Origin of the sequence: Microvirga sp. HBU67558, from assembly GCF_018069605.1 — a bacterium.
GTDB classification, from domain to species: Bacteria; Pseudomonadota; Alphaproteobacteria; order Rhizobiales; family Beijerinckiaceae; genus Microvirga; species Microvirga terrae.
This window is the reverse complement of sequence record NZ_JAGPUP010000543.1, coordinates 56310-67994: the sequence shown is the minus strand read 5'-3', so window position 1 is coordinate 67994 and position 11685 is coordinate 56310. Positions and strand designations below refer to the sequence as shown.

At 63.8% G+C, this 11685-nt stretch carries 9 protein-coding genes; 4 read left to right on the top strand and 5 right to left on the bottom strand.

The genetic code is table 11. The features are described from left to right. Positions 1-176: 176 nt before the first annotated feature. The 3 genes from KBI52_RS21430 to KBI52_RS21420 are packed head-to-tail and all read right to left on the bottom strand — an operon-like array spanning position 177 to position 3817. On the bottom strand, positions 177-1724 hold the full coding sequence (locus tag KBI52_RS21430; protein WP_210811527.1) for a DUF1254 domain-containing protein: 1548 nt from the start codon (positions 1722-1724) through the stop codon (positions 177-179). Between the two features lie 54 nt (positions 1725-1778). Continuing rightward, positions 1779-3266 (bottom strand): DUF1254 domain-containing protein, encoded by a 1488-nt coding sequence (locus tag KBI52_RS21425; RefSeq protein ID WP_210811526.1) that lies wholly within the window; start codon positions 3264-3266, stop codon positions 1779-1781. 20 nt (positions 3267-3286) lie between these two features. Further along, positions 3287-3817, bottom strand: a complete 531-nt coding sequence (locus tag KBI52_RS21420) for an SMI1/KNR4 family protein (RefSeq protein ID WP_173947913.1) — start codon at positions 3815-3817, stop codon at positions 3287-3289. A gap of 158 nt (positions 3818-3975) precedes the next feature. Here KBI52_RS21420 and KBI52_RS21415 point away from each other — a divergent pair, with 158 nt between their 5' ends. The 3 genes from KBI52_RS21415 to KBI52_RS21405 all read left to right on the top strand — a co-directional run bounded on the left by KBI52_RS21415 (position 3976) and on the right by KBI52_RS21405 (position 6665). Further along, on the top strand, positions 3976-4995 hold the full coding sequence (locus KBI52_RS21415; protein ID WP_210811525.1) for a helix-turn-helix domain-containing protein: 1020 nt from the start codon (positions 3976-3978) through the stop codon (positions 4993-4995). A 529-nt stretch (positions 4996-5524) separates the two neighbouring features. Then, the gene (locus KBI52_RS21410; protein WP_210811523.1) at positions 5525-5785 is read left to right on the top strand and encodes a hypothetical protein; all 261 of its coding nucleotides are present in this window, start codon (positions 5525-5527) and stop codon (positions 5783-5785) included. 589 nt (positions 5786-6374) lie between these two features. Beyond that, on the top strand, positions 6375-6665 hold the full coding sequence (locus tag KBI52_RS21405; protein WP_173947911.1) for an Rv2175c family DNA-binding protein: 291 nt from the start codon (positions 6375-6377) through the stop codon (positions 6663-6665). A gap of 93 nt (positions 6666-6758) precedes the next feature. Here the strand turns inward: KBI52_RS21405 and KBI52_RS21400 are convergent, their stop codons facing one another. Further along, positions 6759-7979 (bottom strand): glycoside hydrolase, encoded by a 1221-nt coding sequence (locus KBI52_RS21400; protein WP_210811522.1) that lies wholly within the window; start codon positions 7977-7979, stop codon positions 6759-6761. A gap of 17 nt (positions 7980-7996) precedes the next feature. Then, the gene (locus KBI52_RS21395) at positions 7997-9310 is read right to left on the bottom strand and encodes a family 1 glycosylhydrolase (RefSeq protein WP_210811521.1); all 1314 of its coding nucleotides are present in this window, start codon (positions 9308-9310) and stop codon (positions 7997-7999) included. Between the two features lie 468 nt (positions 9311-9778). Here KBI52_RS21395 and KBI52_RS21390 point away from each other — a divergent pair, with 468 nt between their 5' ends. Next, positions 9779-11653 carry a sugar-binding domain-containing protein gene (locus tag KBI52_RS21390; protein ID WP_210811518.1) on the top strand — a complete coding sequence of 625 codons (1875 nt, stop codon included), beginning with the start codon at positions 9779-9781 and terminating at the stop codon, positions 11651-11653. The last annotated feature ends 32 nt before the right edge of the window (positions 11654-11685 follow it).

Genomic DNA, 11685 nt, shown 5'->3' with positions numbered 1-11685 from the left:
TCGCCAGGGCACTCAAACAAGGAGGTCTTCGGAAGATTGTGCGAAGGTCCGCTCGCGCTGCGAATACAGGCGGATGGGCAAGGTCAGCCCCGTGCCATTAGCTGCCATTCCTGCGCCGGCCCCGACAACCTGGGAGATACCGATAACCGCCACCATCAGGCGACCTCGGCGCCGCTTCATGCCACCTTTCGAATGACCGGCGGCCTCCGCGAGCCGTCGAGGATGCCTTCCTTGCCCCAATAGGCACGGATGTAGAGCGAGAACGTGCCATCGGGCGCCGGCAGCCAGTTCGAATCCTTGTCCCCGCCCGGCACCTTCGCGCCGGCATAGAGCGTCAGGGAACCATCGGGGTTGCGCTTGAGGGTCTTGTTCTTGGTCCCGAGCGAGTACCGCTTGAGGTCGTTGGGGTGGAAGAAATGGTGCTCGTTGTACAAGGTCAACGACCAGAAGCCATTGACCGGCGGCTCCTGTCCGGCTGCGAACGTGATCTCGTAGTTGCCGCTACCGGTCAACTGACCGCCAGCGCCGTCATGGTCCGTGTAAAAATACTGCGTCTCGTTGGGACGGTTTTCGAACATGTTCGATTTGGACGTCGCTGTCCGGTTGAAGTAATCCACGCCATACTGCGCGTTGTTGAGAGACCGGTTCCAGTTGTTGCCGACCGGACGCCCGTTATGCCTCCACTCATGGAATGGCTGGATGACCTTCTCCTCGGTCTCGACGGCAGTCGCGCTCAGAAGCTTTTTCAGCTCGGGATCGTTCGCCGCCGCATCGAGCAGCAATCGGAATTGTCCATACATCGCCTGTTCGCCCGGCAGAGGGTCGGCAATCGCGATGGCGTCGCCGAGCTGGTCAAAGAATTTCTCGGGAATGACCCACCTGGTTTCGGCGCCGCTGCCACTGTTTTCCGATGCCGGAACGGGAATGTTCGGTTGCCTGTCCCATTCGATCGTCTTCATCGTGCCGGTGAAGTCCTTGAGCGGATACACGACGACCTGGTTGATCACCGCCTGGATCGCCTTCCTGTCCTCGGGCGTGTCATCCATGAACACACGCGGAATCGCGTTGCCGAGCGTGGTCGGCGACCGGAAGACCTCCGTGATGCCATTTGGCTTCAGGCCACTCCATCGTGGACCCGCGAGGAGATAGAAGCCGGGTCTCGACCCGTAGGGCTTTCCGAGGTGGCCGAACTGATCGGTTCGTGCATCGTACAGGGCATAGACCCAGAAGCGGTCCCCGAAATCCGGCACCTGGATGACGACCGGCTCCTCATCGAGCGAGAAGAAACCGAGACCGTAGACGACGTCCTGGTTGGGACAGGCGATGAACGTTTGCGACGGCTCGATATAGTCGTGCAGCATCCCGATCTGGCCGCGTGGCGCCGCGGGCAGGATGCCGCCCAGCAACCCTGGATGCGGGGCCTGCGTGATCCTGGCCCTTCGGTTGATCATGTTCACGATCGGCCAGCCCCAGACATAGGCCATCTGGGCGATTGTCCGGGCGTAGCCCGGGTGCATGTCGATGCCGGTGGCTGGCTGCGTGACCGTCGCGCTGGATGCCGGAGCCTCCTGCCCTAGCGCCGTGCCGGCCGTGACGGCAGCCGCGGCCGTCGCTACGGTGGCGGGAACGGCCGCCCGGGCGCCGAGCGCGGCGAGCGATGCCGCGCCGAGGCCGCCCTTCAGGGCGTCGCGACGGGTGGTGGACAGGGTGTCGGGATTTTTCATCGGGCTCTCCGTTGCGGTTCGCTTTGACGCGGCATCGCCCCTGCTTTGACTGCTTCAATTCACTTTCACGACGTCATCCGGCTTCCAGCTCTGGTCAAAGAACGCAGCGCCCGTGCCATAGAGGCGCACCGTGGCGATGAAGTTTCGGCCGTTGATCGTTTGGATGAAGTTCGTGTCCGGTGCATTCGCCGGCTTCGACGGGCCGAACCACAGGTCGATCGAGCCGTCCCCGTTCTTCGCCACGGCCTCATTCAGGCTGTTGACCGACGGCAGCAGTTGCGGGGTTTCCACCATGGTTCCGTCGGTGATGTTGTAGAGGGTGACGGCCCAGAACAGCGCGGCCGGCGCATCGGGGGGCAGGCGCAGCCTGTAGGTATTCGAGCCGTTCAGGAACTCGCCGTTCGCGTCCCGGCGCGTCGTGGGATATTTGGATCCCGCGCCCAGCGTGTGCATGACCATGGCCGGCGCGGACGAGAAGGCGATCTGGAAGAAGCCGGCCCGCTGGTCGACATCGAGATAGCTGCTCTGGAGCCATTCGGACGTGGCGCCAGCCCAGACGTTCTCGTACTGCCTGTCGTTGTAATAGAGATTTCGCTCGTCAGGGCGGCCGAGCTGGCGCAGGGCCAGGATCATCTTCGGCGCTGTTTCGACCGCCTTCTTCAGCAGGTCCTTCTGCTTCGCGGTTGGATTGAACGGCTGGCCCTTGACGATGCCGATCGAGGCCAGCACGCCGCGCAACTCGGGATCGATGGCCGAGACGGGCTCGTGGTCGACGAACCCCTTCAGCTTCGTCCAGTAGGCATTATCGACCGGATACATCATCTGGATGCGCTTGCCGCTGCCGTTCGGGAACTGCATGGGCTTCGTGTCCTTTTCCGGAGCCCAGAGCGGGTAGATGCGCGTCTGCTCCGCCAGCGCAACGGCCGGTTTCGGGTCCGGTGCCGTCGCGCCCTTTCCCATGACGGTGCGGAAGAACAGCATGACATTGTAGGTCGGGGACTTGAACGCGAAGTAGCCCTGCGGGATCGCGCCGTCGTAATCCGGCGGCAGCAGGAGATAGAGCCCGCCACGTGCCTGATCGGGGCCGATCAGGCCAACATCGGTGATCGTGCGTTGGAAGATATCGGTGAACATGCCGATGACATCATGCGGCGCGGCGACGACAAGCGGGCCGGTCTCCTTCAGGTCGAGGAAACCCAACGAGTAGATGACGTCGCCATTGGGCGTCGGAATCCAGGTGCGCGAGTCCATCCGCTCCTTCCAGATCGGCAGGACGTTGTAACCCTTGCCGAAGGTCGCTTCCGAGCCGTCGCGCATGCCGATGAGGTTCAGGGCCGGCAGCATGGTGATGTAGGCATGGACGGCCCGCTGGTAGAAGAGCTCGTCGCGCAGCGCCTCGGCCTCGGTCTGCGGCAGCCAGTTGCCCTTGTTGATCTGCTCGACCAAGGGCGGGGCGGCCGGCTGCTGCGCCAGGGCGGGCGGGAACTGGCACAAGGCCGAGGCGAGCAGTGCAAAGGTCAGTGTCGTCGGGTGGCGGGTCATCGTCGTCCTTCTTTCCATGATCAGTCGCTGAATCCGTCATAGCCATCGTCCAGGCGCCATCTCCCGGTTTCGACCCCATCGGCGACCCGTTCCAGCATCTGCGTGATGTCGTGCGCGATGATCGCGCGCTCAGGGTTGTCATAGAGGAACCAGATGATCGGCCCCGCGCGGCCCGAGGGACGGACACGGATGTCGACGCAGTAGTGATCGCCCCGCACACTGCCGAAGAGAGGAAGCCATCCCGTCGACCACTCCGCCGTTACGGCGGCGCCATAGCGACGGCAGAGATCCTCCCAGGTTACGGCCATGACATCGACCGGAAGCCAGCGCTGGTTGAGATAGAGGCTCGGAGCTCCCTCCGGCTGGCCGTCATGGGCGGCATAGAGCATCCGGATGTCGCCAGGCAGCGTCGCCCCGAGCTTGGCCTCGACCCGCTGGAGCGTGCCGGCGGAGGCCCCGGGTCGGAAGAGCGGCAGGCGGTCCGGGTACTCGCGGGCCAGCCAGGCTTCGATCCGCTTGAGGGCACTGACGGGGTCTGGGTCGATCAGCATGGGCACTCCTCACCGAAGAGTGATGGCGTTCGGACGCGACACGAAAGCAGCTTGGGGGCGAGTGTATGCCCACGCCGGCTGGCCTGAAGACCATCTCCGTGCCAAGACTTGACCCAGCGTGCCAAAATCTGCGCGCGGGCAAGATCGAGGCGGGAATCATGGACCCTTCGACAATCCCCAGCACCCAGTTCGCAACCCGGTACTTCGATGCCTGGCGCGAGGGCATTGCCGTCGTCTACGATGTCGAACCGCCAAGCTACGACGTTGCAGCCGGTTTCGGCGCCAGTGTCGAGGCCTTCCAGCTCGGCGACATGATCGTCACCGACGCCCATCTCGGCGACCAGCGATATGTCCGGTCAACGGCACGGGTGCGCCGGGACGGTCTCGACCACTTCGTGCTCAACCTGTATCGGACCGGGGGATGGAAGGCCCAGACTTCGGACGGCGAGTTCGAGGGAACGGCGGGGCAGATCAGCGTGGTGGACCTCGCCCGCGAGCTCATCAGCGATGAACCGGATTCCGACCTGGTGGCGCTGTTCGTGCCCAGGGATCTGCTTGAACAGCGGCTGCCCGATCTCACCGCTCTCCACGGCAGTGCACCGACCGGTCCCCATGCGCTGCTCCTGGCCGACTACCTGAACCTGCTGGCGCGGCGCCTCCCCAGCCTGCCGATGGGGGATGGGCGGGTGCTGAGCCGGGCGACGTGCGAAATCCTGACGGCCTGCTTTCAGCCATCGCTCGTCGGGGTGGAAGCCGCACGCCCCGGCCTTGAACTACTCCTGCGGCGGCGCGCGATGCGGTTCATCGAGTCCCGTCTCGCTTCCGCCACGTTGAATGCGGATGCCGTCTGCCATGCGGTGGGCGTGTCTCGGCGGACGCTTTATCGGCTGTTCGATCAGGAAGGTGGGGTCCAGCGTTACATCCAGGCAAGACGCCTCGAGCGGGTCCGTTCTGCCCTCATCGATCCAGCGGACACCCGGCGCATCTCCGAGGTCGCGGCCGGTTTCGGCTTTCTGCGTACCGATCATTTCGCCCGGGCCTTCAGGCAACAGTTCGGGCAATCCGCATCCGATGCCCGCCATCAGTCGCGCGGCCCGGAGGTCGACCCTGCGGCCTCGCCGATCGAGTCCGGCACGTGGCGGGACTTCGACGACTGGATCCGGACGCTCCACGCGTGACGGCCATTTGTGGGCGGGCGGCTGTGGGCATCACATTGCCTTGCACCCTGCGGCAAGGTCTGCACCGGGTCAAACTGAGCCGTTAGGCTTGGCCTTTGAAGGTCAGCTTACCCTATGAATACGGAAGTTCGACGTACTTCCGGGATGTGCCATTAGACGACCTTCCGGATCATCATCAATTTCGCATAGGGTCCGTTCGGACAGGCAGTTCAGCCTCTGGCTATTGTCGTTGACGCCCCTCGGGGCCTATCCCATTGCAGGGTTGCGAATATCGCCGGTGTGACGCAATGCACAGTCCCCGTCCGCAACGTGGTTCAAAGTCCAATCATCGCCACCGGAGTACCTGGAGTTCCGGAGTGCGACCTCCGTCCGAGCCGATATCGAGCATTGGTTCGAGGACGAACTCGGCCACGACTGGCTGAACTAAACTGCTGCCATTAGCTCTGCTCGCGTCCACCTAGTGTTTCAGGGCTATCAGGCTCTCGGCAAACGACGGATAATCGGCTGTTGAGTCCAGAAGGAGGGTGTGATGCCCCGCTTCCAGCAACTGGCTGAAGGAGAAAGGCCCGCTGATCCGGAGAAGTTTATCCTCATTGAGGTCATTCGCGAGCCGGCCATTGGCTACTTCTACAGAGTGACCGGCAAAGGCTTGGGTCCCGATTACCAAGGGTCCAGCGGTTCCATGGACTGCACGCTGGACAAGGCGCGCGGACGCGCTCGGGACTTGGCTCAGGCGGCGAAAGTGCCGGTGATCTACCTGAGCAGCGGCATTGCCGCGATGGAAAGATAATTTCGATGGATCGGAGATCTTTCGAGCGCATGCGCGTGGCCCGAACATGGAGATGGCCGTTGACAAAGGACTAAGCGAAGGCGAGGAGAACCTTGACGAGCGCCAAGCCGAGGCCGCCCCCGGCCAAGGCACGACAGCAGTGCCGGGTCCTTTTCTTTCCAGCCAAGCTGAAGCGGGCTGGCGTCTGGTCAGTTGGCAAAGCTGACGGGCAACCCTTTCGCTCCTGGACGAGAGCCCGTCATCAAGAGCAGGCCAGCACGACCGCTCACGCGGGTCCCTTACAGCGGCTGGCGTCTGTTGGCTCATCGGCCGGGCACCTGCCCCGGTTCTGACGAATGGAGGCTCAGATACCGACACCACCAGGGCTGAAGTTCGCAGTGTCCCCACGATGGCTATCGCGGCACGGTGACCGATCCATCCATTGAGAATGGTCTCAGTGCGGCATGCCCGCTACACTATTCACCACGCCTCCCGGCTTGTGATATCCTCCCGATTGCCAGCGAGGTACATCAGCTTGAGGACGGAAGATATCAAGGCTGACCTTCTCCGCAAAGCGGGTGGCACCCTCACTGCGCCCGAGGCAGCCCGCATGCTCGGGACCGATGTCGTCACGCTGCAGGAGCTGGCCGCCGAGGAGGCGATTATTGCCCTGCCTCTGCCGGGCGGCACCGCCTATCCGGCGTGCCAGCTTGAGATCAGCGGCATGGTGACAGGCCTGTCGGAGGCGCTCCGCTCGATGCCGATCCGCTCGCCCTGGATGCGACTTGAGTGGCTGCTGAGCGGGGATCCCGCTCTCGGTGGCGCAGCGCCGATCGAGGCTTTGCGGCGGGGCAACGTCACGGAAGTGATCCAGCTCGCCCGCTTGCATGGGGCCGGATGAACGTTCTCCACTCTGTAGGGGTTCCGAATGAGCCGCGGCCTTCAACCAGGTTAAACCAGGCTGAAGATCTTGGCTGGTTCTTTCCTCACTCATCTACTCGGCCGCCATCTGCCTCCTCTCGCGCCCTCTTCGTGTGGCCATTGGCCCAACCATGCTGGGGCTAGCAAGAACGACTTGGTGAAGGTCGTCGACATGGCGTACGGATTGCAGGGCTTCCAGCATAGGCCCGCAGATCAGGCGCTCGCCACGGGGATCATGGTGACAGACGGGGTCCCACAAGCCCATCGGCGTCCAGATGTCCGGATCATGCCACTCTGGCATGCCGAGTATCGGGTAGAGGCACACGCCGCGGATTGGGACGCCGTCGCGGAGAAGCATCTCCGCTTCATCCGCCACCTCCCGCAGCCAGCGGCCACGACTGTCACCAATATGACTGGTCTCCGTGATCATCACCTCACCGCCGTAACGCTCCCACACCGAACGAACGAGAGCGCTCAGGGACCATCGGCGCGGATCGTCATCGGCGAGCGGCGGGATGACCCCATCCTCTCGGGGTGAGACGCCCCATTCCCACTGGTTGGTCCAATAATAATTGATACCCACCACATCCAGGTGCGTGCGGCTGCCACCCAGTTCCGGCAGAAGGCGTCCGCACAGCATGTCCCAGCTCTGGAACACAAGCCGCTCGTTGAAGTCGCGCACCTCCTCCAGATCGGGACAGTCGAACGGACAGGCCACCCGGCAGAGTGGATCCACATTGACGATGCGTGCCGCCGGGCAGGCCGCCCATAGGGCATTGATGCCCTCAATGGCGGCGCGCGTAAGCGCGACCTTCAGATCCCAGCCGCGTCCGGTCACATGAGGCGCGAACAGGCCCTTCTCGCCCCCCGCATAGGACATGAATGACGGCTCATTGACCGGCGTGAAGGCGTAAGTCCCCTCTCCATGCCAGGCGATGTAGCGGCCGACCGCATGACAGTAATCGGCGAAGCGCTTCGGAAACTCCTCGCCCCAGAGATCCAGCCCCTGCGGATAGCCGTAATGGAACAGGTCCCAGATGATCTCGATGCCATGGCGGCGTGCCGCCTCGACAAACGGCTCAACCGTGGAGAAATCGTAGCGCCCTTTTCCGAGGTCCACCAAGGGCCAGCGGATGGTCTCGCGTGCCGCGTGAAGACCGAGTTTCGCGAGTTCCCGGTAATCCTTATCGACCGTTCCGTCGTGGCCGGTCGCCACCACTTGGTCGAACCAGTGGCCGTGTCGGTTGTAACCTGTGGAGCCCTCGAACCCAGCGAGAAAGAAGCTTCGGAACATCCCGTCCTCCCCTTGTCTCAGCGTAGTGCGGCTGCATGGGACGAGGCTTCCATCAGCATGCCGACCGCCTCGATCCCGCCTCTCACGAGTTGCTGGTAGATGTCCACGGCGGGTGTCCGCACCCGGCGCAAGGGATCCGACTCGTCCGGGACAATGTCCCACAAGCCCATCTCGGCCAGATGCTCCGTCACCGGACGGCGACCCTGACGGTAGGCCCAGGTGACGAGGGAGAACATCGGCCACCACGTGTAGCCCACCAGCGGAATGCCCTCCTGGCGGAGCTGCCGCGTGGCGGCGATGGAGGCGTCGAGCCAGTTGAGTCGGCGCCGCAGAGAACCCATTGAGGCCGTCTCCGAGATCATGAGCGGCACGCGATAGCGTTCGTGGTAAAGGCGTCCAAGCCGGATGATGAGATCGGCGCCTGCATAGGGCATGCGGATGCGAAAGCGCCCGCCGGCATCCCGCAGCAGCTTCTTCTGCGTGAACATCGGGTACAGGTTCATGCCGATGACCGGCAGCGCCACGGCATTGTCGAGAAACCAGGCGAGATCGGCCTCCCGCGCTCCGTTCTTCAGCAGCCATGGCCACAGCGCATGGCGCTCGTCGATCCGCCCTGAGACGAGATCAAGAGCAAGGAAGACGACCTCCTGCCGGCGCCGGGCCTCGTCCTCGAATGCCGGATCGTCCGTATCGAAGAGGTCGGTGGCATCAACAAAGTAAGGCACGATCTCGGGATCGACGCTTTCCAGAGCCTTGACCGTCTCGACCATGCCCTTTGCGATGGCCAGCATCAGCGCCACGAAGCCGGGCCAGCTGCGCCGGAACGGCGGCCACCAGCCGAGGCGCCCGCAGTACCAGCTGGTAATGCGGGGCTCATTGAGCGGCGTGTACCAGGTGATCCGTCCTCGAAACCGCTCGGCGAGACGCCCACCATACTCGGCGACGAGCTTCGGGTAGTCAGGATGCAGGAACGCGTTCTCGATCCAAGCCGGCAGCCCATAATGGACGAGATCGACCTGGGGCTCGACCCCAAGATCAAGCAGCCGCTCCAGGGTCTCATCCGGGAAGGTCCAATCCCAGGTGTTCGGCTCAGGCTGGATATGATGCCACGGCACGCCATAGCGGGCGCACGGGACGCCCAGTTCAGCCACAAGACCAAGGTCCTCGTGCCAACGGTCGTAGTGGCCGGTCAGCTCGTACTCGTCCAGGGTGCGTCCGGTGACCGGGTGCGGTGCCGTGATGAAGGTGTCTTCAATGCCAGTCGACCACCAGAACGCATCGGGCGCGGACAGGCGCGACAGCTGGGATCGAGGCGGAAGCGCTTGGGTCATGCCGAGGCCGTCCCTTGAGCGTCAGTGCTGCCACTGCTGCACAGCGGTGGGGCCGCGGATGAACCTCGGCCGTCATGTGGTCCAAGGTAGGAAACTGCTCACAGCTAAGAAAGTTGCATCTGATCCGCTGCTTGAGAACCTCCCCTGCTCTCGTGCGTTGGTCGGGGGCGAGTGAGTGATCCGGCTTTCTGCCGGGGGGGAGCGCGGCCATGCCGACCCGGACTGATCCCCTTAACCGTCAGCACCACGCCGACCCAAAGAGGGTGTCATCCAGGCCGGATAGTGAACAGCTAGTCCATGGGCATGAGAAGGTGCCACCCCCACAGGAAAACCGCGCATCTCGTGGCGGAGCCAATCCGCAGGGACAGCCGGAGCAAACGCCTCTGACCCTGGTCACCCCACCGGCTGGCCTTCGCTATCTCCGAGGCCGGTACTGAGCCGACGTGACGACCACGAAGTGGACAGGACATGACCGATACGATCTCCCAGCCCGACCTCCATCCACGCCCGCAGCTGCGCCGGGAGCGCTGGATCGACCTGTGCGGCCCCTGGGGGTTTGCCCTTGATGATGAGGATAAAGGTAACACCGAGCGCTGGTTTGAGCGGGCGGAGCCCTTCGACCGCGAAATCGTGGTGCCCTTTCCGCCCGAGAGCAAGCTGTCCGGAGTACATGACACAGGCTTTCACCCGGTGGTCTGGTATCGGCGTGAGATCCGGATCGAGGACGCGGACCGTCGGGACCGGTTTCTCCTTCATTTCGGTGCGGTCGACTACAAGGCCGCCGTGTGGGTCAACGGCCGTATGGCGGTCGAGCATGTCGGCGGGCAGACACCATTCTCAGCCGATATCACTCCCCTGCTCATCCCCGGCGAGGCCCAAGTGATCGTTGTGCGTGCCGAGGACGAGCCCCGGGACCTGCAGCAGCCGCGCGGCAAGCAGTACTGGGAGAAGGAGCCCGGCTACATCTGGTATCACCGGACCACCGGCATCTGGCAGCCAGTCTGGCTGGAGCCGGTTCCAGCGGTGGCGATTGCCGAGCTGCGCTGGACACCCGATGTCGACCGCTTCGGTGTCGGCCTGGTCATCAGGTTGGACCAGACGCCGCCCGATGACTGGCGCGTGCGCGTGCAGTTGAGAGGCGACCGGCCGTTGCGCACCCTCGTCGATGATACCTGTCTCCTCACGGGCCGCGAGGTCCGGCGCGACCTGCTTCTGGACATCAACGACGCGGCGGTGCGCCGGCGCCGCACGCTGCTGTGGGCTCCCGAGCATCCCAACCTCGTCGAGGCGACCATCGAACTCATCGATGGGAGTGGCGCCGTCGTCGACCGGGTCGAAAGCTACTTCGGGCTGCGCCGGATCGAGGCTCGTGACGGGCGCTTCATCATCAATGGCATTCCCATCTTCCTGCGGCTCGTCCTGGCGCAGAACTACTGGCCGGATTCGCTTCTGGCTGCCCCGGATGGCGAAGCGCTCAGGCGCGAGGTGGACCTGGCCCAACAACTCGGCTTCAACGGCATCCGGATCCATCAGAAGATCGAGGATCCGCGCTTTCTCTACTGGTGCGACCGGCTCGGCATGCTCGTCTGGAGCGAGGCCGCCAATGCCTATGTTTACTCGGACCGTGCGGCCGAGATGCTCACGCGCGAATGGCAGGAAGCGATCCGCCGCGACTACAATCATCCCGCCATCATCACCTGGGTGCCCCTGAACGAGAGCTGGGGGGTGCCGGACCTCGACCGTTCGGCCCAGCAGCGGCATTTCGTGCGGGCGCTTTACCATCTCACCAAGGCGCTCGACCCGACCCGTCCGGTGATCGGCAATGACGGCTGGCAGCACGCCGTGGGCGACATCTTCGGCGTGCATGACTATGCGCCCACCGGCGCGATGCTGCGCGAGCGGTATGCTGACCGGGAGACCATCGCGCGTACGTTCCGCGAGGTGCGCCCGCACCACCATCCGCTGCTGGGCGAAGGAGCCAAGATCGAGAACGAGCCGATTGTGATCAGCGAGTTCGGGGGATTGGGGTTCGTGCCCCAAGCGACCGAGGACTGGTTCGGCTATGGCCAGTTTTCCAGCGCCGACGAGTTGCTCGTCCGCTATGAGGAGCTCGTTGACGCGCTGCTTGCCTCCACCGCATTGGCCGGGTTCTGCTACACCCAGCTCACCGACACCGCCCAGGAGACCAACGGGCTCCTGACCGTGAACCGCGAGCCGAAGTTCGACATCGAGCGCGTACGCGCCATCAACAGCCGTCCCTCAAAGGCGGTGCCAAGCGAGATCCTGGACGTGCTGATCAAACAGGAGGTGGAACGGCGGCGGCGTGAGCGTGGGCAGGAATAGGCATCTCTCGCCAGCAGGACTGCCTCAATGCC

Excerpts from the sequence above, each read along its gene's own strand:
- KBI52_RS21410 (WP_210811523.1), top strand. The coding sequence starts at position 5,525 with ATGCCCCGCTTCCAGCAACTGGCTGAAGGAGAAAGGCCCGCTGATCCG.
- KBI52_RS21415 (WP_210811525.1), top strand. The coding sequence starts at position 3,976 with ATGGACCCTTCGACAATCCCCAGCACCCAGTTCGCAACCCGGTACTTC.
- KBI52_RS21400 (WP_210811522.1), bottom strand. The coding sequence starts at position 7,979 with ATGTTCCGAAGCTTCTTTCTCGCTGGGTTCGAGGGCTCCACAGGTTAC.
- KBI52_RS21420 (WP_173947913.1), bottom strand. The coding sequence starts at position 3,817 with ATGCTGATCGACCCAGACCCCGTCAGTGCCCTCAAGCGGATCGAAGCC.
- KBI52_RS21425 (WP_210811526.1), bottom strand. The coding sequence starts at position 3,266 with ATGACCCGCCACCCGACGACACTGACCTTTGCACTGCTCGCCTCGGCC.
- KBI52_RS21405 (WP_173947911.1), top strand. The coding sequence starts at position 6,375 with ATGCTCGGGACCGATGTCGTCACGCTGCAGGAGCTGGCCGCCGAGGAG.
- KBI52_RS21430 (WP_210811527.1), bottom strand. The coding sequence starts at position 1,724 with ATGAAAAATCCCGACACCCTGTCCACCACCCGTCGCGACGCCCTGAAG.
- KBI52_RS21390 (WP_210811518.1), top strand. The coding sequence starts at position 9,779 with ATGACCGATACGATCTCCCAGCCCGACCTCCATCCACGCCCGCAGCTG.
- KBI52_RS21395 (WP_210811521.1), bottom strand. The coding sequence starts at position 9,310 with ATGACCCAAGCGCTTCCGCCTCGATCCCAGCTGTCGCGCCTGTCCGCG.